Source organism: Enterococcus mundtii (genome assembly GCF_002947535.1).
In the GTDB taxonomy this organism is placed as follows: Bacteria; Bacillota; Bacilli; order Lactobacillales; family Enterococcaceae; genus Enterococcus_B; species Enterococcus_B mundtii_B.
The window spans coordinates 47,711-71,414 of record NZ_PUAP01000026.1 but is presented as its reverse complement, the minus strand read 5'-3'; the positions used below and the strand labels follow the sequence as shown (position 1 = coordinate 71,414).

Annotated in this window: 22 protein-coding genes and 2 tRNA genes; 22 read left to right on the top strand and 2 right to left on the bottom strand. The window is 39.6% G+C overall.

Going from position 1 to position 23,704, the window contains the following annotated elements; all coding sequences use genetic code 11:
* The first annotated feature begins 117 nt into the window (after positions 1-117).
* The 10 genes from CUS89_RS08205 (at position 118) to CUS89_RS16090 (ending at position 4,692) form a co-directional block, all read left to right on the top strand.
* Complete coding sequence (locus CUS89_RS08205) at positions 118-348, top strand: DUF1146 family protein (protein ID WP_029594144.1); 231 nt, start codon at positions 118-120, stop codon at positions 346-348.
* Positions 349-443: 95 nt separating this feature from the next.
* A complete protein-coding gene (murA, locus tag CUS89_RS08200; protein ID WP_104871738.1) occupies positions 444-1,745 on the top strand; it encodes a UDP-N-acetylglucosamine 1-carboxyvinyltransferase in 1,302 nt (433 codons plus the stop codon).
* Between the two features lie 14 nt (positions 1,746-1,759).
* A complete protein-coding gene (locus CUS89_RS08195) occupies positions 1,760-1,936 on the top strand; it encodes a DNA-directed RNA polymerase subunit beta (RefSeq protein WP_080693132.1) in 177 nt (58 codons plus the stop codon).
* 212 nt (positions 1,937-2,148) lie between these two features.
* On the top strand, positions 2,149-2,433 hold the full coding sequence (yidD, locus tag CUS89_RS08190) for a membrane protein insertion efficiency factor YidD (protein ID WP_074799562.1): 285 nt from the start codon (positions 2,149-2,151) through the stop codon (positions 2,431-2,433).
* 22 nt (positions 2,434-2,455) lie between these two features.
* Positions 2,456-2,905, top strand: a complete 450-nt coding sequence (locus tag CUS89_RS08185; protein WP_104871737.1) for a GNAT family N-acetyltransferase — start codon at positions 2,456-2,458, stop codon at positions 2,903-2,905.
* Between the two features lie 60 nt (positions 2,906-2,965).
* A complete protein-coding gene (locus tag CUS89_RS08180) occupies positions 2,966-3,850 on the top strand; it encodes an ROK family protein (protein ID WP_104871736.1) in 885 nt (294 codons plus the stop codon).
* A gap of 74 nt (positions 3,851-3,924) precedes the next feature.
* Positions 3,925-4,158: a DUF2969 domain-containing protein gene (locus tag CUS89_RS08175; RefSeq protein ID WP_071866749.1), complete on the top strand. Its 234-nt coding sequence runs from the start codon at positions 3,925-3,927 to the stop codon at positions 4,156-4,158.
* An 87-nt stretch (positions 4,159-4,245) separates the two neighbouring features.
* Positions 4,246-4,326, top strand: a tRNA-Tyr gene (locus CUS89_RS08170).
* Between the two features lie 6 nt (positions 4,327-4,332).
* A tRNA-Gln gene (locus CUS89_RS08165) sits at positions 4,333-4,404 on the top strand.
* Positions 4,405-4,521: 117 nt separating this feature from the next.
* Positions 4,522-4,692 (top strand): hypothetical protein, encoded by a 171-nt coding sequence (locus CUS89_RS16090; protein ID WP_010734900.1) that lies wholly within the window; start codon positions 4,522-4,524, stop codon positions 4,690-4,692.
* 52 nt (positions 4,693-4,744) lie between these two features.
* Here the strand turns inward: CUS89_RS16090 and CUS89_RS08160 are convergent, their stop codons facing one another.
* Positions 4,745-5,353 (bottom strand): TetR/AcrR family transcriptional regulator, encoded by a 609-nt coding sequence (locus CUS89_RS08160; RefSeq protein WP_104871735.1) that lies wholly within the window; start codon positions 5,351-5,353, stop codon positions 4,745-4,747.
* A 175-nt stretch (positions 5,354-5,528) separates the two neighbouring features.
* Between CUS89_RS08160 and CUS89_RS08155 the strand changes: the two genes are divergently transcribed.
* Together CUS89_RS08155 and CUS89_RS08150 are read left to right on the top strand one after the other, a co-directional pair.
* Positions 5,529-9,758: a 2-hydroxyacyl-CoA dehydratase gene (locus CUS89_RS08155; protein ID WP_104871734.1), complete on the top strand. Its 4,230-nt coding sequence runs from the start codon at positions 5,529-5,531 to the stop codon at positions 9,756-9,758.
* A 240-nt stretch (positions 9,759-9,998) separates the two neighbouring features.
* The gene (locus tag CUS89_RS08150; RefSeq protein WP_010734905.1) at positions 9,999-10,706 is read left to right on the top strand and encodes a GntR family transcriptional regulator; all 708 of its coding nucleotides are present in this window, start codon (positions 9,999-10,001) and stop codon (positions 10,704-10,706) included.
* A gap of 83 nt (positions 10,707-10,789) precedes the next feature.
* On the opposite strand, the gene CUS89_RS08145 is transcribed toward CUS89_RS08150, so the two are convergent.
* Complete coding sequence (locus CUS89_RS08145) at positions 10,790-11,434, bottom strand: YigZ family protein (protein ID WP_104871798.1); 645 nt, start codon at positions 11,432-11,434, stop codon at positions 10,790-10,792.
* A 132-nt stretch (positions 11,435-11,566) separates the two neighbouring features.
* On the opposite strand from CUS89_RS08145, the gene CUS89_RS08140 reads away from it, so the two are divergent.
* The 10 genes from CUS89_RS08140 (at position 11,567) to CUS89_RS08095 (ending at position 23,605) form a co-directional block, all read left to right on the top strand.
* Positions 11,567-11,857 (top strand): DUF7662 domain-containing protein, encoded by a 291-nt coding sequence (locus CUS89_RS08140; protein WP_010734907.1) that lies wholly within the window; start codon positions 11,567-11,569, stop codon positions 11,855-11,857.
* Positions 11,858-12,120: 263 nt separating this feature from the next.
* Positions 12,121-13,446 (top strand): DEAD/DEAH box helicase, encoded by a 1,326-nt coding sequence (locus CUS89_RS08135; protein ID WP_104871733.1) that lies wholly within the window; start codon positions 12,121-12,123, stop codon positions 13,444-13,446.
* A gap of 139 nt (positions 13,447-13,585) precedes the next feature.
* Positions 13,586-14,128 carry a ComF family protein gene (locus CUS89_RS08130; RefSeq protein WP_258082405.1) on the top strand — a complete coding sequence of 181 codons (543 nt, stop codon included), beginning with the start codon at positions 13,586-13,588 and terminating at the stop codon, positions 14,126-14,128.
* A 136-nt stretch (positions 14,129-14,264) separates the two neighbouring features.
* The gene (gene hpf / locus CUS89_RS08125; protein ID WP_010734910.1) at positions 14,265-14,816 is read left to right on the top strand and encodes a ribosome hibernation-promoting factor, HPF/YfiA family; all 552 of its coding nucleotides are present in this window, start codon (positions 14,265-14,267) and stop codon (positions 14,814-14,816) included.
* A 217-nt stretch (positions 14,817-15,033) separates the two neighbouring features.
* On the top strand, positions 15,034-17,568 hold the full coding sequence (gene secA, locus CUS89_RS08120) for a preprotein translocase subunit SecA (RefSeq protein WP_104871731.1): 2,535 nt from the start codon (positions 15,034-15,036) through the stop codon (positions 17,566-17,568).
* A gap of 389 nt (positions 17,569-17,957) precedes the next feature.
* Positions 17,958-19,056 (top strand): peptide chain release factor 2 gene (prfB, locus tag CUS89_RS08115; protein ID WP_181055336.1). Its coding sequence is split into 2 segments (ribosomal slippage): positions 17,958-18,029 and positions 18,031-19,056, totalling 1,098 coding nucleotides; the frame shifts between segments, so codons are not numbered across the junction.
* Positions 19,057-19,167: 111 nt separating this feature from the next.
* Positions 19,168-19,854 (top strand): cell division ATP-binding protein FtsE, encoded by a 687-nt coding sequence (gene ftsE / locus CUS89_RS08110; protein WP_010734913.1) that lies wholly within the window; start codon positions 19,168-19,170, stop codon positions 19,852-19,854.
* The gene (gene ftsX, locus CUS89_RS08105; RefSeq protein WP_308726859.1) at positions 19,847-20,731 is read left to right on the top strand and encodes a permease-like cell division protein FtsX; all 885 of its coding nucleotides are present in this window, start codon (positions 19,847-19,849) and stop codon (positions 20,729-20,731) included. Before ftsE ends, ftsX begins: the two co-directional genes overlap by 8 nt.
* A gap of 223 nt (positions 20,732-20,954) precedes the next feature.
* Entirely contained in the window at positions 20,955-22,403 is a 1,449-nt protein-coding gene (gene cls / locus CUS89_RS08100) for a cardiolipin synthase (protein ID WP_104871729.1), read from the top strand.
* A 347-nt stretch (positions 22,404-22,750) separates the two neighbouring features.
* Complete coding sequence (locus CUS89_RS08095; protein WP_019722974.1) at positions 22,751-23,605, top strand: phosphate ABC transporter substrate-binding protein PstS; 855 nt, start codon at positions 22,751-22,753, stop codon at positions 23,603-23,605.
* The last annotated feature ends 99 nt before the right edge of the window (positions 23,606-23,704 follow it).

Here is a 23,704-nt window from a genome sequence, read left to right as displayed (position 1 = left end):
TGTCAAGAAAATTACAGAGATTTATCATTTTTACAACCAATAATTTCTACTTTTATAAAATTTATGGTATCATCAGTGTGTTAGTTATCAAAAACATTTGTTAGAAAGGGCGTAATGATGCAAGTATATGGTATTGATGCAATCATTCGGATCGTTAGTCATTTGGCATTTATTTACTTAGCCTTTTGGTCTTTGCGTTCTTTACGCGTTGACGCTTTTTTTCGTTCAATGCATACGACACAAATTAGAATGGCAATTGTCCTTTTTTCAATTTTTTTAGGGTATACAGCGAGCAGTTTTTTCTTAGAGATCATTGCGCTATGTCGAAATCTTTTCGTCAGCCTATAATTTTAAAAAAAGGTACTATTTTAAAACAAGAAGTGATATAATAAAAAAGATTTTGAGCGAATGTATACTCAACGGATTTTTTTGGGGGGAACAACATGGAAGAGATCATCGTAAAAGGTGGCAATCAATTAAAAGGAACAGTAAAGATTGAAGGAGCAAAGAATGCGGTATTGCCGATTTTAGCCGCAAGTTTATTGGCTGAAGAAGGAACGACCGTTTTAGATAATGTGCCAATTCTTTCTGACGTGTTCACTATGAATCAAGTGATCCGTCATTTGAACGTAGATGTAGCGTTTGACGAAGAGAATAATCGTGTGACACTTGATGCATCGAGAGAATTAGAAATTGAAGCACCTTATGAATACGTAAGCCAAATGCGTGCCTCAATCGTTGTGATGGGACCATTATTGGCTAGAAATGGTCATGCAAAAGTTGCAATGCCCGGTGGATGCGCGATTGGAAAACGTCCGATCGATCTACATCTAAAAGGGTTTCAAGCATTGGGTGCAAAAATCATTCAAAAGAATGGTTATATCGAAGCAATCGCCGATGAATTGATTGGAAATACGATCTATTTAGATTTTCCAAGTGTTGGTGCGACACAAAATATCATGATGGCTGCTGTCAAAGCAAAAGGCACGACGATCATTGAAAACGTCGCACGTGAACCTGAAATCGTTGATTTAGCGAATATCTTAAATAAAATGGGTGCGAATGTTTATGGCGCTGGTACAGAAACGATGCGTATCGAAGGCGTTGATCATTTGCATGCAGTCAATCATTCAATCGTCCAAGACCGTATTGAAGCTGGTACTTTCATGGTAGCAGCAGCAATGACTGAAGGCAATCTATTGATCGCTGATGCGATTTCTGAGCATAATCGTCCATTGATCTCTAAATTGATCGAAATGGGTGCAAAGATTACTGAAGAAGACGGTGGCGTTCGTGTCATCGGACCAAAACATATTTTACCAACAGATGTAAAAACAATGCCACACCCTGGTTTCCCAACGGATATGCAAGCACAAATGACTGCTATCCAGTTGGTTGCAGAAGGTACAAGTGTTGTGACTGAAACAGTCTTTGAGAACCGTTTCCAACATCTAGAAGAAATGCGCAGAATGAATGCACATGTAAAAATCGATGGCAATATTGCGATCATGGATGGTAATCACGAATTACAAGGTGCCGAAGTTTATGCAACAGATCTAAGAGCAGCAGCAGCGCTCGTATTAGCTGGTTTGAAAGCAAATGGAATCACACGCGTTCGTAACCTAAAATATTTAGATCGTGGCTATTATAATTTCCATATTAAATTGCAACAATTAGGTGCAGATGTGGAACGTGTAAACGTAGAAGAAACACCAATCGAAAAAACACCACAAACAATCGCTTAAGGATGTGACGAGAGATGACGAATCCACGCTATATTTTGATAAGTTTGGTAAAAATTTTAGCTGTCATTTTACTTGTACTCCTATTATTCATCATCGGAACAATGATCGGATATGGTTTGATTGGCGGTGGAAGTCCCTTCAAGGTCTTTCAACCGAGCTTATGGTTGCATATCTTCGATTTCTTTAGTTAAGTATGTACACTAGGTAACAGATAAGATAAAAAGAGGTTGTGGCAAAAGCGTACAGCTCCGAGAAATAAGCGCCAAAATCCGAAAATAGCTTTTCATATTTTTGGACTTTGGCGCTTATTTCTGTAGGAGTTGCTTTTAGAACACCGTTTATCGGGTTATAGGGGATGGCAAGTGGATGTATGACCAATCCTCTTTTTTATGGAGATGAAAGCATGAAAAAATTTTTGATTTATTTAGTCCGTGGATACCAACGTTTTATTTCACCTGCGTTTCCGCCAAGTTGTCGGTATTATCCAACTTGTTCCAATTATATGATCCAAGCCATCCAAGTGCATGGCGCGCTCAAAGGAACACTGATGGGAACAGCACGTATCTTTCGTTGCCACCCATTTGTGAAAGGCGGTATCGATTATGTTCCTCGGAACTTTCGCTTGACGCGTAACAAAGAAGATAAGACGATGCCAGACTATAAAAAATATATAAGAAAGAGTCATTGATTTTATCAGATAGGAGCATAGTATGTTTCAACAATTGAGCAAAAATGACTTGCCGTGGGAATTACTATTAGAAGCAGATCCTGACCGAGAGAAAGTTCTTGCTTATGTAACGAACGGTGATGGTTTTATTTGGAAAGAACAGGATGAAGTGATCGGTGTGCTTGTTTATGAGATCAGAGAAACAGAATGTGAAATCATGAATGTTTCTGTTGCTGATGCCCATCAAGGGAAAGGAATCGGTAGCAAGCTGATTGATCATGCACTCGAACGGTTGAGCAAAGAATGCAAGCAACCAACAAAAATATTGATTCGTACAGGAAGTATTACGAATCCAGCGTTACATCTTTATCAGAAAAAAGGATTTCAAGAAGTATCAAGAGAAAAGGACTACTTTATCAATAATTACGCAGAACCAATCTATGAAGAGGGGATACTTCTTAGAGATCAAGTAACCTTAGCCAAAGAAATATAGAACGAAAAGAAAGCGTTTCATAAAAAATGATGAATTACTATTGAGGAGGAACAAATAAACATGGGGATTTTAGCATTCGACTTTGGCGGTTCAGCTGTCAAATATGGTTATTGGGAGCAAGAAACACTATCACATAAAGGTCAATTCACGACACCAACTACATGGGAAGAAATGAAAGCGCAATTATTATCGGTATTCCAACAATTATCGCAAGAAGTAACTATCAGTGGGGTTGCTTTTAGTGCCCCGGGTGTGGTGAATAGTCAACGACAAGTGATTGAAGGCATTAGCGCGATCCCTTATATCCATGGCTTCGATATTTATTCTGAATTAGAGGAATTGTTTGGTCTGCCAGTCGCTATGGAAAATGATGCGAATTGTGCGGGAATGGCTGAGTTTTATGAAGGTGCTGCTCGTGGCTATCAAAATGTTGCTTTTGTGGTGATTGGCACAGGCGTGGGTGGCGCGATGTTCACTAATGGTGAATTGAATAAAGGCGCGCATCTTTATGGCGGAGAATTTGGCTTGATGTTTCTTAATGGGGAGCATACATTCAGTACATTAGGAACGGCAGTCCAAATGGCGTGGCGGTACTGTGAGCGAAAAGGACTAGATAAAAATACCTTCAGTGGAAAAGAAGTCTTTGAATTTGCAGAAAATGGCGACTCGATCGCACAAGAAGAAGTTGAATCTTTTTATGATTATTTAACAAAAGGCTTATTTAGTATCCAATTTTCATTTGATCCAGAAGTGATCGTATTAGGAGGCGGAATTTCTGCGAAAGAGGGATTATTGACAGAAATCAACCAACGGATGAAAAAATTGACGAGTCATTTTGGGTTGAATGATTTTGATCCGTTGATCACACTGTGTGAGTATCGCAATGATGCGAACCTGATAGGGGCAGCAGCAAATTATCTAGCGCAACAAGAAGCAGGAAAATAAATTATCAATTAGAAGGCACACAGTGAATGTTTTCTGCCGTCAAATGTGATAAACTATTGGGGAGGTGGGAAATAATGTCAAAAAAGAATAAAGATATTGAAGTGCGTACCGAAGAGATCAAAAAAACGATCAAAGGGAACACATATGATGTAACACAGTTATTTATTGGTAAAAAAATGATTGGTGAAATTCTAGCGTATGGACCAAAAGAATTTGAGATTTTCTTGGGAGAAGAAGACTTTGGCAAAGAAAAAAGTCTTGAAAATGCGATAGAAACAGTGATTCGTCATTGGAATTTACACGAATAAAAAAATATCAAAAAAATTTTCAATAAAGGGTTGCAATCACTTGGAAAATTAGGTATTATAACTAAGTCAGGTTGATACAAACCTTTCGGAGGAGTAGCGAAGTGGCTAAACGCGACGGACTGTAAATCCGTTCCTTAGGGTTCAGTGGTTCGAATCCACTCTCCTCCATTTCATTGGGGTATAGCCAAGCGGTAAGGCAAGGGACTTTGACTCCCTCATGCGTTGGTTCGAATCCAGCTACCCCAGTTACTAGAGTGATCAGTTGCAGATCACTCTTTTTTTTGTATAAAACACCTTGTTTCTTGCTGATTTTCCTATTATAGGCTAGAGTAGATGTAAGAAGAAAAAAAGGAGGCGGCACTGATGAAGTGGAAACAAAAAGTAGATGAAACAGCAGAAAAAATTTACGATATGATCAAATCGGAGAAGTACAATGTAGAGATCCATGTACCGAAAAAATCAGAAAAATTTGTCCAAATCAAAGCGAAACGTCCAACGAACCATACCAAAAAATGGTTGTCCAAAAATCGTTAAGAATAACAAAAGCTCTGAAGTTCACATAATCTTGTGATCTTCAGAGCTTTTGTTATTTTTCAATCTCGATCCCTAAGACGGTCAAGTGACCATTGCCCACTAATTTAATGACCAAAGTGGCCAATTGTTTTGGGGTCATCTCGGTATTACTGGTGACCCACCAATGTAAAGTACCAGTGAAAATGGCAGTTATGTATTCTGTGATAAAGTCGATCGGTACCTCTAGTTCGTTCTCTGTGATTTTTAAACGATCAAAGATAGTTGCGTATTTTTCAGATAAGAAAATTTTTAACTTTTGCCTGAAAAATTCGATCGAAGTACCGTCTAAGGTCGTTATAAACATGGCTTTGTTGTCAGCAATCAATTGATAGATTTGAGTTAAGGCACGGTTGACCCGTTTCAACTTCAATTTATTGCCTTCCATCAATGGTTCCAAATCTAAGATCGAGGTAAATGTCTGGATAGCGATGTGGAATAAATGCTCATAGAGATCTTGTTTATCTTTGAAATGAGCATAAAAAGTCGCACGATTGATCATTGCTTCATCGGCGATTTCTTGGATCGTGATCTGCTCCATACTTTTTGTTTCTAGTAAACGTAAGAACGCTTCAATAATCATTTTGTTGGTACGCTTCACTCGAAGATCGTTTTTCTTCTTCATAAAAAATCTCCTCACTTTTGGTCGACAAATCGTTCGATATTGTTGTTTATCTCACAAACTGGCGATGATTGCTTATTGCAATAGCTATAAAACGTTTTAGAATAGATATATGTAGTATAACAGACGGTTTGTTCAATGTTCAACAAAGCGTCTTTTTTAAGAAGGTGGCGAGACGATGAAAATGTACGGAGGTATCGATGTAGGTTCAACGACAGTAAAATTAGTGATTCTTGATACACATGGCGAAACTCTTTTTGCTAAATACGAACGACATTATGCAGATATCAGAAAAGCAACCATCAACATATTAGAAGAAGCAAAAACAACCTTACAAGATCAGGCGATTGCTTTTGCGATCACTGGTTCTGGCGGTATGGGCTTAGCGGAACATCTACAATTGCCTTTTATCCAAGAAGTGATTGCATGTACAAAAACAATCGAAGAAAGGATTCCCGAAACAGATGTAGCCATTGAATTAGGAGGGGAAGATGCTAAAATCACCTTTTTTGGTTCTTCTTTGGAACAACGGATGAATGGTAGCTGTGCGGGAGGGACTGGCGCGTTTATTGATCAGATGGCAGCACTATTGAAAACCGATGCCAATGGTTTGAATGAACTAGCCAAAGATTATCAACAGCTTTATCCAATTGCTTCTCGCTGTGGTGTATTCGCTAAAACGGATGTACAGCCACTGATCAATGAAGGAGCGGCTAAAGCCGATATCGCTGCTAGTATTTTCCAAGCAGTCGTCAACCAAACAATCGCTGGTTTAGCAGCAGGCAGAAAGATCAAAGGAAAGGTCGCCTTTTTAGGGGGCCCACTTTACTTTATGTCTGAATTGCGCCAGCGCTTTATTGAAACCCTTGGTCTTTCGGCAGAAGAAGTGATTTTTCCAGAAAATCCGCAACTATTCGTGGCATTAGGGGCAGCGTATCACGCAAAAGATTCAGAGGAAAAGATACTCAGTGAACTAATCCTGAAGTTGAAAAACCAAGATCAGGAGATGCTTCATCATTCTCGTTCTTTAGCACCGCTTTTTCAGAACGATCAAGAGTTAGCTGATTTTCGCAGCCGACACGAAAAAACGAAGGTGAAAGAACGCGCTCTAGCTACCCATCAAGGAGTTGCTTTTCTAGGAATTGATGCTGGTTCGACGACGACGAAAGTCACTTTGATCAATCAATCAGGGGAGCTATTATTCTCATTTTATGGAAACAATGAAGGACAGCCTTTAGAAACAACCATCAACGTATTGAAAAATATGTATCAGCAAATGCCTAAAGACTGCTTTATCGGTAAAGCGGTAGTGACTGGCTATGGGGAAGCGTTGATCAAGAGTGCGTTGAAAATCGATATTGGCGAAGTTGAAACGATGGCGCATTATAAAGCAGCGAATTTTTTTCAACCAGGTGTCGATTTTATTTTAGACATTGGCGGACAAGACATGAAGGCAATGACGATCAAGGACGGTGCATTGTCCTCGATCCAATTGAACGAAGCCTGTTCTTCAGGTTGTGGTTCGTTTATCGAAACGTTTGCCAAGTCATTAGGTTATGAAATCCAAGATTTTGCGGTGGCTGCTATTTCAGCTAACAAGCCAGTGGACTTAGGTTCCAGATGTACGGTCTTCATGAATTCAAAGGTCAAGCAAGTACAAAAAGAAGGAGCTTCTGTTGGGGACATCTCGGCTGGTTTGTCTTATTCTGTGATCAAAAATGCGATTTACAAAGTGATCAAAATCAGAAAACCAGAAGATTTAGGCAATAAAATCGTGTGTCAAGGTGGGACCTTTTACAACGATGCCGTCTTGCGAGCATTTGAAAAAATCAGTGGACGAGAAGTTGTTCGTCCCTCTATCTCAGGATTGATGGGTGCCTATGGCGCTTCTTTGATTGCTTTGGAAGAATATCAAAAAGGGGAACGAAGTGAACTACTCTCCTTTGAAGAATTGTCTCAGTTGACGACAGAAAAAGAATTGACCCACTGTGGGTTGTGTGAGAACAATTGTCTGCTGACAGTCACTTTATTTTCTGATGGTCGGAAACTGATTTCTGGTAACCGTTGTGAACGCGGGGCGCAGATCAAAATCAAAAAAGCCGATAAGAAAATCAATTTAGTGGCTGAAAAAACTCGACAATTATTCCGTTACCGTTCATTACGAAAAACAGAAGCTGTCAACGGTGAAATCGGCATTCCCAGAGTGTTGAATATGTATGAAAACTTTCCATTATGGCAGACTTTCTTTCGTACTTTAGGCTTTCGAGTAGTCTTATCCCCTCGATCGAGTAAGGAAATCTATGAACAAGGAATCGACACGATTCCAAGTGATACCGTCTGCTATCCAGCAAAGCTCGTACATGGCCATATCCAATCACTGATCGATGCTGGTGTTTCCTGTATCTTTTATCCTGGCGTGATCTTTGAGCAGAAGGAGAACAATCAAGCTGACAATCATTTTAATTGCCCTATCGTTCAAAGTTATCCAGATGTCATCAAAAATAATGTCGATGCGATTCGAGAAGGACGGATCGATTACCGCCAGCCATTTTTGAACCTAGCGAACGAAGCATCCGTCGCAAAGGCGTTACACCAAACATTTTCTGACTATGGATTTTCCGAAGATCAAATAAAAGAAGCCTTACACCAAGGATATGAAGCATTAGCGGATTTTAAAAAAGAGATTCAGCAAAAAGGAGAAGAAACCTTGAGGATGCTACATCAGAACAATGAACGTGGCATCGTCCTCGCAGGTCGCCCTTACCATCTAGATCCGGAAATCAACCATGGGATTGCAGAGTTGATCACACAAGAGGGTTTCCATGTCTTGACAGAAGATAGCATCGCTCATCTAGGAGATGTTGGGCAATTACGAGTAGTGAATCAATGGGTCTATCAATCAAGGTTATATGCCGCCGCCCGAGTCATTGCCAAATCTAAGGAGTTGGAGCTGGTACAACTGAACTCTTTCGGGTGTGGGATCGATGCAGTGACGACGGATCAGGTAGAAGAGATCATGGCGCAATATGGCAAGTTATACACAGTTTTGAAAATTGATGAAGGCGCAAATTTAGGTGCCATCAGGATACGCTTGCGCTCATTAAAAGCTGCGGTCAATGCACGAACCAAACAACATTTTCGCCCAACGAAACAATTTCTTGAACCAGATAAAATTATTTTTACCAAAGAAATGAAGAAAACACATACCTTGTTGTTGCCGATGTTAAGTCCTATCCATCAATCTGGTTTAGTTGATGTTGCTCTAAAATCCTCAGGATATCAAGTTGTTTGTTTGCCAAGTGAAAGTGGCAGTGCCGTTGATGTTGGGTTGAAGTACGTCAACAATGACGCGTGCTATCCGGCAATCATTTCGATTGGGCAAATAGTCGAGGCGTTGGAAAGTGGAACATATGACTTGAATCATACCAGTGTGATGATGACCCAAACGGGAGGGGGGTGCCGAGCGACCAATTATATCCCACTACTTCGCAAGGCGCTTGATGAAGCTGGCTTCCCACAGATACCCGTAGTTTCTGTGTCTTTCGGCAATCAAGGGGTGGAATCTTCTCCTGGCTTTACGTTCACATTGCCTTTGTTGAAACGTTTAGCTGTTGCTTTTTTATATGGCGATCTTTTTGAACGAGTCGTTTACCGCACTCGACCGTACGAGATAGAAAAAGGAATGATTGATGAAATGCACCATCGCTGGCTTGAACGAGTGGAACGCAATGTCAAAAATGGATCTTTGACACACTTCAACCGAAATATGGCAAAAATCATCCATGATTTTGATACGGTCCCGCTAACGAATCAAACCAAACCTAAAGTAGGTATTGTTGGAGAGATTTTAGTCAAGTATTCACCTACAGCTAATAATGATATTGTCCGTTTATTAGAAGAGGAAGGTGCCGAAGTCGTCGTTCCTGATATCATGGGCTTTATGAATTATTCGATATACAACCAAATCTGGAAATATGAACATTTAGGTCATTCGAAAAAAAGCAAATGGGTCGCGCAATTTCTTATTCGTTTGATTGAACAGGTTGTAAAGCCAATGGATAAAACACTAAGGAAATCACAAAGATTTGATGGAATCACACCGATCAATCAATTAGCAGATGAAGCCAGCCAGATTTTATCGATTGGCAATCAGACTGGCGAAGGCTGGTTTTTAACCGGTGAGATGATTGAATTGTTGAAACATGATGTGCCCAATATTGTTTGTATGCAACCATTTGGCTGTCTACCGAATCATGTCGTAGGAAAAGGGGTATTCAAAGAGCTGCGTTATCGTTACCCAAAAGCCAATATTACCGCAATCGATTATGATCCAGGGGCTTCCGTAGTCAATCAATTGAATCGAATCCGTTTGATGATGGCAACGGCAATGAAAACATTGAATCAATGATTCGTTGAATAAAATTGAACAAGAAAGCCTTTTTGATTTTATCGTTTATGTGCAAGAATAGTGAAGGCTTGTTACTTTAAGTACTCATTGAATAAGAGTGAATGATCACAGATCTCTTTCCAAATGCTATCGTATCGGATGGCTAGACAGTGGCACGAAAAGAATGGTGGGCTCTTTTTTGTTGAGAATTAGGTATATACCAGTTATAATAAAATAGAAATGAAAGGACGGGTAGATGTTATGTCGAATCAATTACCGGTATATATACAAATTCACGATCAAATCAAAAGTGAAATCGAACAAGGCGTCTGGAAAATCGGAGATCGTCTTCCTTCAGAAAGAGAATTAGCCATCAAGTTCAATGTTAGTCGAATGACTTTAAGACAAGCAATCCAAAATTTAGCAGATGAAGGAATCCTTGAAAGAAAAATCGGTTCTGGCACTTACGTTGCACGAGAAAAGGTCCAAGAAAAAATGTCTGGTGCTACCAGTTTTACTGAAATCATGGAATCACAAAATCGTGTGCCATCCAGTCGAACGATCTCTTATTTCCTCACTTCACCAAGTTCAAGTGAGATGGAGAAATTGCAACTAAAAAAAGATGACACCATCTTACGAATGGAACGTATTCGTTTTGCCGATGATATCCCGATTTGTTTTGAGATTGCGAGTATTCCGCAAAAAATCATCGATGGATACAGCAAGGCGGAAATCACGGAGTCACTGTACCGAACACTTGAAGAAAAAAGAGGGAACAAGATTGGTGCGGCGAAACAAACAATTTCAGCAGTCTTGGCATCAGAAAAAATTGCTGAATATTTGGAGGTCAAGCGAGGAGATGCCGTTTTACGTTTAAGACAGATTTCTTATTTTGAAGATGGCACACCTTTTGAATATGTACGTACCCAATACGTTGGTGATCGTTTTGAGTTTTATTTAGAAAGATGATCGTTCGTATGGAACAAATAGACCAGAGAATAGGAGGCAGTTATGCCATTTTCTATTCTCTGGTCTTTTCTATACCATTCGACTCACTCTCTTGCTTGAATGAGTTGTTCATGATAAGAAACAGCTCCTTCAGTAAATGTTACTTGACCGCTCAAAAGTTCAATGATCGCCTCTTGAAAAGCGCTGACTTCTTTTTCATTGATCATACAAACAACAATAACTTTCTCTGTATAGCGGATTTCTTTCACATTCACCTGTTGAAGTGCCAAGAAGTTTTCTATTTTTCCTAGTTGGGGATAGGTAATATGAATCGATAGTTCTTGTTGCAATGTCCCTTCAACGATGCCGATTTCTTGTAATGCGTGGGAAACTGAGTGCGCATACGCACGAATCAAGCCTCCCGCGCCTAATTTGATCCCGCCAAAATAGCGAGTGACAACAGCAGCCACATTGATCAGTTCATTTTTTTTGATGACTTCTAACATCGGTACACCAGCAGTTCCACTCGGTTCACCGTCATCACTGCTTCGTTGGATCTCATTTTTTTCACCAATCACGAAGGCACTACAATTATGATTGGCTTTCCAATGTTCTTTTTTTGTTTCTTGGATAAATCGTTTTGCTTCTTCTTCGGAGTCTACTCGTTTTAGTGAGCAGATAAAACGTGATTTTTTTATTTCAAGCTCACTTTGACCATCTTCTTTGATCGTGTAATAACGTTCTAACATCTGTTTCACTACTTTCATTTGTTTGTTCTCGTCTCTTTTCAAGTATAGAGAATTTTTTTCTGCATGACAATTATGTTAATAGTTGCTTAACGAAAGGAATGTGGGATAATAAAGAAAAGTGAGGTGCGTAACATGAAAGAACGAGTCAAAAAATATGATGCCATCACTCATTATTTAAAAACAAATGGTGGCTCTCAAATCACGCTGACATTTACTCAAATCGATGAGTTGCTTTTCCCAAGTAGTGCCTTGCCCCGTTCTGCACGAGAAAGTACGGATTGGTGGGCGAACGATTATAAACATCCTGAAAAAGGAGCCTATGGCTGGATCAATGCTGGCTATGAAGTAGTGGTCATCAATTTAGAAAAAGAATTTATTGTATTCAATCAATTAGTCAAATCCAGTTGGTTGTTTGACGAATAACTACTTTTCATCTGTTGATTGGATCACTCGATTCAAGTCCAAATTTAGCTCTAGCTACATATATCAGTATGATCTGAGTCCGGAAGTTTCTGTAAAAGAAATGGCACGCTGATTCAGTTTCATACTTTTTTTGTTTTCCATTAACATCTTAGAGCTAGCTGGTTCGTATACTGGCTATTTTTCTAATTTGATCAAATACGATTTATTTTGCATGTGATATTCCTTTTTTGTCGTATCTATTTTACGAAGGGAGAGAAGCGCACATGCAAGCAGAGGATTTTTATGGGAGACGCTTGTTAACTAGAGAAGTATCTGGGAATGAACAGTATTATAAAAAATTGAACTATGAAGTGGTCGATGCAGTCACGATAAAAAAGAAGATGCTTTACTGCAATCGTTGCAGTCAAACAACTCCATTGCAAGAAGCGAAAATCAATGAAGCTAGCTATTACTGTCCCCACTGTTTGTTATTAGGGCGTTGCGATACACAACAACAGCTCTACTTATTCGAACAACCAAATGGGAAGAAACGTCATGTAAATGACTGTTGGGAAGGTCAGCTGACAACATTACAACAGCAAATTTCGGATGATCTATGTGAACGATCTGGTGAGCATTTGGTTTGGGCAGTTACAGGTTCAGGCAAGACGGAGATGCTTTACGCCAGTATCCGCGCTACCTTAGCTAAAGGTGGGAGAGTTGCTATCGCCTCACCAAGGATCGATGTTTGTCAGGAATTATACCTGCGACTAAGGAAGGTCTTCCCAGAAGAAACGATTCGCTTGCTTCATGGGAAAGCAGAAGAACCTTATCGTTCTGGTCCTTTAGTGATTTGTACGACGCATCAGTTGTATCGTTTTTACCGCGCATTTGCTCTTTTAGTAGTAGATGAAGTCGATGCTTTTCCATTTGTGGGGGATCAAGGATTAGCTTATGCAGCGAAAACAGCGCTACAAAGAAATGGCAAATTGATTTATTTAAGCGCGACACCAAATGACCAACTATTGAAAAAACAGCGAACAACAATGACTGTCCATCAATTGGCTTTACGCTTTCATCAACGATTATTGCCGGAACCAAAACTGCTTTTTTGGAATCAGTGGGCAATTCGCTCTTTGCACCCGCAAAAAAATCAACGATTGCGTTGTTTGATCCAAGAGTTAGTCAAAGAAAACCATGTGCTATTATTTTGCCCGAGTATCTCCTTAATGGAACAATTGGAAAAACAATTAAAAAAACAACTGTCTTGTCGTATGACATCCGCCTCTTCTAAAGATGAAGCACGTAGTAGAAAAGTCCAAAATATGAGAGAGCAACAATACGATGTCTTTTTGACCACGATGATCTTAGAGCGTGGGGTAACATTTGAACGGATCTCCGTCATTGTTTTAGGCGCCGACCATCCAGTCTTCAGCAAATCTTCACTAGTCCAAATCGCAGGGCGTGCCGATCGAAAGGGAGGATTCACGAATAGTCAGGTCTATTTTTTCTATGAAGAAAAGACACCTGCCATCGCAAAAGCGTGTAAAGAAATCAAACAAATGAATAAAAAAGGAAAAGAGCAACGAGATGAAATGCGTATACTGTAAGAAAACATTTAGTAGAAATATAACAATTGGCGAATTGCTTGGACTGAAAAAAATCGCGAGATGTTGCCAGGAGTGTCAATGTTTATTCCAACGAATACAACAGGAGAGTAGCTATCAGTGCGAGGGATGCCAAAAAGTAGTGAATAAACAGGCTGTCGATCAGCATGACTATTGCCGAGATTGTTTGAGTTGGCAAACGCGTTACCCTGACTATCCTTTTTGTCATCGTGCGTTCTTCCATTATGATCAAGCGTTCCAAACTTGGCTCAAACAGTATAAATTCATGGGTGATATCCAGTTGGCGCATACCTTTAGCGTAGAGTTGCAAGAATTGCGAAAACAGTACAAATCGTTTGTTTTTTGTCCAATCCCATTGTCTACAGAAAGGATCAACGAAAGAGGATTCAACCAAGTGAGTGAACTATTGAGAGCTGCAGGGCTTCCTTTTCAAGAATTGCTGATCAGAGAAAAACATCATACACCACAAGCCAAGAAAACAAGAACGCAACGTTTGTCTACATCACAACCATTTGTTTATCAGCCATCTACCACTAAAATCAAAGGGAAAAATATCTTGCTGATCGATGATGTTTATACGACGGGTCAAACGATGTTCCATGCAGCGAGATGCCTATTGCCACAGTCACCTAATAAAGTACAGACGTTCTCACTTGCCAGATAAGCTTTTTATAGAAACAGTAGTAAAATGACAGCGATTTAGTTTGCAAATGCTTACGAGTTCGATATAATAGAAATAAGAAGAGGGAAAGAGTGGTCCTTCTCCTTCTTGATTGTGGTAGATGAAAGGGGTAGTTTTTATGTTTAGATATAATGTACGCGGCGAAAATATCGAAGTAACTGAAGCGATTCGTGACTACGTTGAGAAAAAAGTAGGAAAATTAGAACGTTATTTCAGCGATGCTCCCGATGCTACGGCGCATGTGAATTTAAAAGTTTATACTGAAAAAACAGCAAAAGTGGAAGTTACGATTCCATTACCTTATCTCGTATTACGTGCCGAAGAAACTTCACCAGATCTATATGCAAGTATTGATTTGGTTGTTGATAAATTGGAACGTCAAATCCGCAAATTCAAAACAAAAATCAATCGTAAATCTCGTGAAACTGGTTTGAATACAGCAAATGCTGCGGTTATGTTCAACAATGAAGACGAAGAAGAAAACGAGTCTGAATTAGATATCGTCCGCACAAAACGTTTGTCATTGAAACCAATGGACAGCGAAGAAGCTGTTTTACAAATGAATATGTTAGGCCATAACTTTTTCATCTTTGAAGATGCAGAAACGAATGGTACAAGCATTGTTTACCGTCGTAAAGATGGCAAATATGGGTTGATCGAAACTGATTGATAAATAACGAAATAATAACATGAAAAAAACTTGCAGTGGTCTCGAATGACTACTGCAAGCTTTTTTTTCGGATTGAGTAGATAAAAAAGAATATGAAATAATTATGAAGATATCACTTTAATTGTCTTAAGTTATTTCATTTATCCACAACTAATGCTAAAATAAGAAACAGAGTCTACATAGTTTGGATATTATATAAAAGGAGATTAAACAACGCATGGCCAATTTTATTCGTTCGATTATCGAAAATGATAAGAAAGAACTAAAACGTTTAGAAAGTATTGTAAAAAAAATCGAAGCTCATGCTGATGATATGGCAGCATTAACAGATGAACAATTACAAGCAAAAACAACAGAATTCAAAGAAAGATACAAAAAAGGGGAAACATTAGATCAGCTTTTACCAGAAGCTTTCGCAGTGGTTCGTGAAGCAGCGAAACGCGTATTAGGATTGTACCCTTACCCTGTGCAGTTGATGGGGGGGATCGTCCTTCATGATGGGAATATTCCAGAGATGCGTACCGGTGAAGGGAAAACCTTGACTGCTACGATGCCTGTTTATTTAAATGCTTTGACAGGAGAAGGCGTTCACGTTGTTACCGTCAATGAATACTTGTCCACTCGTGACTCCAATGAGATGGGTGAGTTATACAACTTCTTAGGTTTGACTGTTGGTTTGAATATCAATTCAAAATCAGCAGATGAAAAACGTGAAGCTTACAATTGTGATATTACGTATAGTACAAACAATGAGCTAGGGTTTGACTATTTGAGAGACAACATGGTCGTTTATCGTCATCAAATGGTGCAACGTCCATTGAACTATGCCATCGTCGATGAAGTCGATTCGATCTTGATCGATGAAGCAAGAACGCCATTGATCATTTCTGGACAAGCAGAAAAGTCAACTGCGTTATATACTCGTGCAGATAACTTCGTTAAACGATTGAAAGAAGAAGAAGATTACAAAATCGATGTCCAATCAAAAACAATCAGCTTGACTGAAGCAGGGATTGAAAAAGCAGAAGAAACTTTCGGTTTAGATAACTTATATGATATCGAAAACTCTGCTTTAACGCATCATATCGATCAATCATTACGCGCAAACTATATCATGATTTTAGATATCGACTATGTGGTCCAAGACGGAAAAGTAATGATCGTCGACCAATTTACTGGTCGTATCATGGATGGACGCCGTTATTCTGATGGGTTGCACCAAGCGATCGAAGCCAAAGAAGGCGTGGAGATCGAAGATGAAACAAAAACGATGGCATCGATCACATTCCAAAACTATTTCCGTATGTACAAGAAATTATCTGGTATGACAGGGACAGCGAAGACAGAAGAAGAAGAGTTTAGAGAAATCTACAACATCCAAGTCATTCAAATCCCGACAAATCGTCCGGTCATTCGTGATGATCGTCCAGATTTGTTATATCCGACATTGACAAGCAAGTTCAATGCAGTCGTTCAAGATATCAAAGATCGTTACCGTAAAGGACAACCAGTTCTTGTAGGTACTGTCGCTGTTGAAACGTCTGAATTGCTTTCTGATTTATTGAACCGAGAACGTGTACCACATGAAGTACTGAATGCCAAAAACCACTTTAAAGAAGCCGAGATCATCATGAATGCTGGTCAAAAAGGCGCAGTCACGATCGCAACGAACATGGCTGGTCGTGGTACGGATATCAAGTTAGGTCTAGGTGTTCGTGAGTTGGGTGGATTAGCCGTTATCGGTACAGAACGTCACGAATCAAGACGTATCGATAACCAGTTACGTGGACGTGCAGGTCGTCAAGGAGATCCAGGGATGTCACAATTCTACTTGTCTCTTGAAGATGATTTGATGAAACGATTCGGTTCAGAACGAATCAAAGCTTTCTTGGAACGTATGAAGATCGGTGAAGAGGATGCAGTGATCCAAAGTAAAATGTTGTCGAAACAAGTTGAATCTGCGCAAAAACGTGTAGAAGGAAACAACTACGATACACGTAAAAACGTTCTTCAATACGATGATGTGATGCGTGAACAACGTGAAGTCATCTATAAACAACGTCAAGATGTGATCATGGAAGAAACTAGTTTGTCTGAACCATTGATGAATATGGTCAAACGCACGATCAGTCGAGTAGTGGATGCCCATACGCAACTTGAAAAAGAAAACTGGAACCTTGAAGGAATCGTTGACTTTGCTGGTAGCACACTTGTCCATGAAGACAGTATTTCGATTGCTGATCTAGAGGGTAAGACACCACAACAAATCAAAGAACACTTAAATGAAAAAGCACAAGAAATCTTTAATACGAAAGCCGCTCAACTAAACGGCCCTGAGCAATTACTTGAGTTTGAAAAAGTCGTGATCTTACGTGTTGTCGATTCTAAATGGACAGACCACATCGATGCAATGGATCAATTGCGTCAATCGATCGGACTACGTGCTTATGGACAAAATAATCCGCTTGTCGAATACCAAACAGAAGGCTACAAAATGTTTGAAGACATGATCGGTGCAATCGAATATGAAGTAACACGTATCTTCATGAAAGCTGAGATTCGTCAAAACGTCCAACGTGAACAAGTATCTCAAGGTCAACCTGTTCAACCAACAGAAGGTGACGCGAAAGAAAACAGCCGATTGAATGTGAAATCACAGCCTGTCAGTGTAAACAAAGTCGGTCGGAATGACCCATGTCCATGTGGCAGCGGCAAAAAATTCAAAAATTGTCATGGCAAGAATGACATGTAATCTTTCAAATAGAAAGAAGTCGTTCCTACCGAGCAATGATACTTGATATATTCAGAAAAGGAACCCGGCTCACATGAGGTCGATCGTTCCTTTTCACCAACTAAAATAGATAGGGAATCTTGAAAACATTTTTTGTTTTATGACTTCCCTGAGGTCAAGAAGTACTGAGCCTCAAGAAATAAGGTGGAATCCGCAAAAATCGTTCTTTAATTTTTGTGGATTCCACCTTATTTCCGAAGAGGTTCCTTTTGCCATACAGGAAAATTACTACCATTAAGATCGGAATGAAAAAGGTAAAGAAGTGAGCGTAGTCGCATCTTATTCTTTCTGTTCGTTCAAGATTCTGGTAGACTAAACAATGAAGATTAGACAGAAAGAAGGAAATCGAAATGGAAATTTCTGAAATTCGAAACCTCCTAACCGAAATGCAAGAGAAAGTCACAAGTTTTAGGGGGTCTCTTTGACTTAGATCAGCTGGAAGAAGACATTGCTGAAGCAGAAGCAAAAATGGCTGAGCCAGGTTTTTGGGATGATAGTGAAACTGCACAAAAAGTGATCAATGAAAATAATGCAAACAAAGAAACCTATGATCAGTTCAATGAACTCGCGCAAGAGCTAGAAGAATTAGAATTGATGGTGGAAATGTTACAAGAAGAGCCAGATGCGCAAATGCAAGAAGAAGCACAAGAGCGAATCAGTGCTTTAGCAGAAAAGATGACGACTTACGAATTAGCCATGTTACTAGATGGACCTTATGACCGCAATAACGCCATCGTCGAGCTTCATCCAGGTGCTGGTGGGACAGAATCTCAAGATTGGGGAAGTATGTTGTTACGAATGTACACCCGTTGGTCAGAACAACACAATTATCAAGTGGAAATGCTAGACTATCAAGCTGGTGACGAAGCTGGTATCAAAAGTGTGACATTATTGATCAAAGGACATAATGCCTATGGCTATTTGAAATCAGAAAAAGGCGTTCATCGTCTTGTTCGGATCTCGCCTTTTGACTCGGCAAAACGCCGACATACGTCATTTTGTTCGGTCGATGTCATGCCGGAATTAGACGACATGATCGACATCGAGGTCAATCCAGATGATTTGAAGATCGATACTTACCGAGCAAGTGGAGCAGGTGGACAGCACATCAATAAAACAGAGTCTGCTGTAAGGATCACGCATTTGCCGACAGGAACAGTCGTTGCCAGTCAGGCACAACGCTCACAATTAAAAAACCGTGAACAAGCGATGGGTATGCTGAAAGCAAAACTTTATCAATTGGAAGTTGAAAAGAAAGAACAAGAAGCAGCTGCACTCCGTGGGGAACAAATGGAAATCGGTTGGGGATCTCAGATCCGTTCTTATGTTTTCCATCCTTATTCAATGGTCAAAGATCACCGGACCAATGTGGAGACAGGAAACGTCCAAGCAGTGATGGATGGCGAGTTAGACCCATTCATTGACGGCTATTTAAAAATGCACATGTAATGCATGTTCACATTAGTAGGAAATTGAAATAAAATTGTAAGATTTCGAAAGCAAGCTGAAACATTCCCATGCTATAATGACTAAAGACTGAAAAGATATGGAGAGAACGCCATGATTGAAATGAAGGATGTAATGAAGAAGTACTCAAATGGTACCACAGCTATCCGAAATCTCTCGATCGTCATTGACCAAGGAGAGTTTGTCTATGTAGTAGGACCATCTGGTGCTGGTAAATCTACATTCATCAAGTTGATGTACCGAGAAGAAAAAGCAACGAAAGGAACGTTGAATGTTGCTGGCCATGATCTGATAAATATCAAGGATCGTGAAGTACCTTATTTACGTAGAGAAATTGGAGTAGTTTTCCAAGACTATAAATTGTTACCACGAAAAACAGTATATGAAAATGTCGCGTATGCGATGCAAGTCATCGGTAGAAAACCTCGTGACATAAAAAAACGTGTCATGGAAGTCCTAGATCTAGTTGGCTTGAAACACAAAGTGCGTGTTTTCCCAAGTGAATTATCAGGTGGGGAACAACAGCGTGTTTCGATTGCCCGAGCGATCGTGAATACACCAAAAGTATTGATTGCAGATGAACCGACAGGAAACTTAGACCCAGAAAATTCATGGGAGATCATGAAGTTATTGGATCGGATCAATGCACAAGGAACGACTGTTGTTATGGCTACACATAACAGTACGATCGTTAACACAATTCGTCACCGAGTAATCGCCATTGAAAATGGCCGGATCATTCGTGACCAAGCGGAAGGGGAATATGGATACGATGATTAGAACCTTTTTCCGCCATTTATTAGAAAGTATCAAAAGTTTAAAACGAAACGGTTGGATGACCATCGCATCGATCAGTGCGGTAACGATCACATTGACTTTGGTCGGTGTATTTATGGCAATCATCATGAATGCAACTAAATTAGCCGAAGATATCGAAGGTAACGTAGATGTTTCTGTGTTCGTTGATATCGGAACAAGTGAAAAAGATATGGAAACGCTCGAAAAAGAATTGAATGAGCTTGATCATGTCAACAAAGTTGAATTCTCAAGTAAAGACCAGGAATTAAAGAAAATCCAAGACCAAATGGGTGATTCTTGGAGTTTATTTGAGGGAGACGGCAATCCGTTATACGATGTATACGTTGTAACCACGACACAACCTTCTTATACAAAAGAAGTTTCTGAAGAAGCAGCGAAATTGAAAAATGTTTTCCGTTCAGATTATGGAGGCACTTCCTCTGACCGAATCTTCGATATTGCTGCGGCAGTACGTACATGGGGGTTAGCAGCTGCTGCCTTACTATTGTTCGTTGCTATGTTCTTGATCTCAAATACAATTCGTATCACGATCATTTCTCGTCAAAGAGAAATCCAGATCATGCGTTTAGTAGGTGCTAAAAATGGCTATATCCGTTGGCCGTTCTTCCTTGAAGGCGGTTGGATCGGTTTGATCGGAGCCATTATTCCTGTATTGATCTTCACATTTGGGTATCGGGAAGTCTACAGCTTGCTCAATCCAACCTTGTTGCGCTCAAATTACTCATTGATACAGCCACAGGATATCGTTTGGAAAATCGACGTATTGATGGCAGGTATTGGTGTCATCATTGGTTCATTGGGTTCGATTATTTCAATGAGAAGATTTTTGAAATTTTAATCAAAGACATGAAGCAGACCAGCGGGAGCAACCCTGCTGGTTTTTTTGTACAAAATTTTATTCTCGAAAAATCTATTTTATAGAAAAATAAACTTACTCTTTCCTCTCTATCTATAGTATTCTTAGAAAGTCTGTTTTTCTAATAGACAAATCAGTGGTTTTTCTTTACTTTAAAAAACAACTTCGCTATCCTAAGGAGGATAGCCGGATAAGAGGTGAGGCAATGGATATTATTTTTGACAATTTTTCGACGATCTTACTGCTTACGAATACATTATTATCTTTAGTGATCGTTTTTACCGAAAGAAAAGAAACTGCTCAAACATGGGCATGGTTACTTGTACTGACTTTTATCCCGATCCTAGGTTTTTTCCTTTACATTTTCTTTGGACGTGGGATTTCAAAAGATAAGATTTTTGATTTGAAGATTCAAGGAAAGATCGGTAAGAACTTGGAGATCGAAGAGGATCGACAGGCATTGATGCGGGGATTATACCCACATCCTCCGACTGGACAAGTGGATGTCAAACAGCTGATTTATATGCTAACAGTTGGAGAAAGCACACTATATACCACAGGCAATGATGTCACGTTGTTCACGGATGGAAGAGAGAAGTTTGATCGCTTGATCGAGGACATTGAACGGGCAACCGATCACATCCATCTACAGTATTACATTTATCGTAGCGATAGCTCAGGGGTCGAAGTATGCGAAGCATTGACTTCTGCCGCCCGCAGAGGAGTGGAAGTAAGAGTTTTACTGGATGCGTGGGGATCAACGGAAGTCTCAACCAAGTTTTTCCATGAATTAAAAGAAGCTGGTGGAGAAGTTGCTTTCTTTTTCCCACTTTTTGTTCCTTATCTGAACCCTCGTATCAATTATCGGAATCACCGAAAGATCGTAGTGATCGATGGGAAAATCGGTTATACGGGTGGCTTCAATGTTGGTAATGAGTATTTGGGTCTCGTGCAAAAATTTGGTTATTGGCGGGACAATCATTTGCGTATCTATGGTGAAGGCGTCTATGCGTTACAAAATCGCTTCTTAATGGATTGGAATTCTCAACATACAAAAGAAGTACACTATGCGGCCCGTTTTTTCCCAAGTATTGCATCCACCGGTGAGATTGCTTTACAGGTCGTGACGAGTGGACCAGACTCAGAACATGAACAAATCAAGATGACCTATCTTAAAATGATCTCACTTGCTAAGAGGGAGATCTTGATCCAAACGCCTTATTACATTCCGGATGAATCCATCCATGAAGCTTTGAAATTGGCGCTATTATCCGGTGTGAAGGTCCATTTGCAGATCCCAAATAAACCAGATCATCCATTAGTCTATTGGGCAACGTATTCTTTTGCTGCTGAATTGATCGAATATGGCGCTATCATCGAAACATATGAGAATGGCTTCATCCACGCCAAAACAATGATCATTGATAGCGGAATCGTTTCTGTGGGGTCAGCGAATATCGATGTGCGTTCTTTCCGTTTGGATTTTGAGGTCAATACTTTGATCTATGATGAACGAATCGCAACTCAAGTTCGCGGTGCTTTTTTTGAAGATGCAAAAGTTTCTGAACGTTTGACAAAAGAACGTTACGAGGGAAGGGGCTGGCTGATCAAGCTAAAAGAAGGATTAGCTCGGCTTGTTTCACCGCTCTTGTAAAAAACTGAACAAAAAAGGACATGAAATACACTCATAAGAGTAGATTTTCATGTCCTTTTCTATCGGGGCCATTTCTGTAGTCTTATTACAAGAAATGGAGAAAGCGTCTCGCAAGAGCGGGAATTAACTTTTGGGGTATTTCTTGTTTTTTGGGGAAAGCAAGAAATAAGTTAATGCTTGCTTGGTATAGAGACACATTTCAATGCCAGTATAGCATAGAAAAATTTATTGAGATAGTATTTTTTTAAATTAAATTAGATTATATGTTATTTAATAAAATCAATTGATTTTCAAGTAATAGTGAAAATGTTAAAATGGATATACTTTAGGATTGAAGGAGATTTCTAATGAAAAAATTACGATTATTAATACCAATGTTCGCACTAATTATAACAATGTCTGGGTGTTCAAACCTGGTCGACCAAGGAGAATCGATCACAGCGGTAGGATCATCCGCTTTACAACCTTTAGTTGAAACGGTTGCTGAGACGTATCAGTCAGAAAATCCCGGCAAGTTTATCAACGTACAAGGTGGCGGAAGTGGTACAGGTTTATCACAAGTCCAATCAGGAGCTGTTGAGATCGGTAATTCCGACTTGTTTGCAGAAGAGAAATCAGGGATCGATGCCTCCGCACTGATCGACCACCGAGTAGCAGTAGTCGGCATTACACCAATAGTCAACAAAGAAGTTGGGATCGATAACATTTCAATGGAAGACTTGAAAAAAGTATTTACTGGCGAACTAACGAACTGGAAACAATTAGGTGGGAAAGATCAACCGATCGTGATCTTGAACCGTGCAGCAGGAAGTGGGACTAGAGCTACTTTTGAAAAATGGGTCTTAGATGGTGAAACAGCGATCCGTTCCCAAGAACAGGATTCTAGTGGAATGGTCCGTCAAATCGTCGCAGATACACCGGGAGCAATCAGCTATGTTGCTTTTTCTTATGTATCAAAAGATGTTGATACATTGAAAATCGATGGTGTCGAACCAACAGATGAGAATGTCACAACAAATGACTGGACGATTTGGGCATATGAACATATGTACACGCGAAAAGAGACAAGTCAATTAACGAAAGACTTTTTAGCTTATATCTTATCAGATGAAGTACAAAATAATATTGTTGGTGATTTAGGCTATATTCCAGTATCAAGTATGAAAGTTGAACGAGATTGGGAAGGTAATGTGGTGAATTAACCATCTTTACACAAAATTTACAAAGTTAGCAAAAAATTTACATGTTATTAAAATCAAATTGATATTCGCTTAGTAGACTGTATAGGTATGTTAAAGGAC